The sequence below is a fragment of the Polaromonas sp. P1_G2 genome, from assembly GCF_056405515.1.
In genome coordinates, this window is the sequence record NZ_JBFUBY010001116.1 from 1 (window position 1) to 457 (window position 457).

At 63.7% G+C, this 457-nt stretch carries 1 protein-coding gene; it reads left to right on the top strand.

Features of this window, described 5'->3' with window-relative positions; translation table 11 throughout:
• Positions 1-457: carboxyl transferase domain-containing protein (locus tag AC1D0P_RS29335; protein WP_477679948.1), on the top strand; the 457-nt coding region annotated here is incomplete at both ends.

Here is a 457-nt window from a genome sequence, read left to right on the forward strand (position 1 = left end):
GCAGGCGGGCTTTGCCCGTTTCCGCGGCCAGGCGGTAGCGCTGATCGGCCAGGAAAAGGGCAACGACACCAAGACCCGCATCCGTCACAATTTCGGCTCGGCACGGCCGGAAGGCTATCGCAAGGCGATCCGCATCATGGAACTCGCCGACCGCTTTTCCATGCCGATCGTGACGCTGGTGGATACGGCCGGCGCCTATCCCGGTGTCGGCGCCGAAGAGCGCGGCCAGGCGGAAGCCATTGCCCGGTCGACGGAAATGTGCCTGAACGTCAAGGTGCCGGTGGTTTCCGTGATTATCGGCGAAGGCGGCTCGGGCGGCGCGATTGCGATCGCCACCGGCAACCGTGTCTACATGCTCGAACATTCGATCTATTCGGTCATCTCGCCGGAAGGTGCGGCCTCGATCCTCTGGCGCGATTCAACCCGCGCCAAGGAAGCGGCGCAGAACATGAAAATC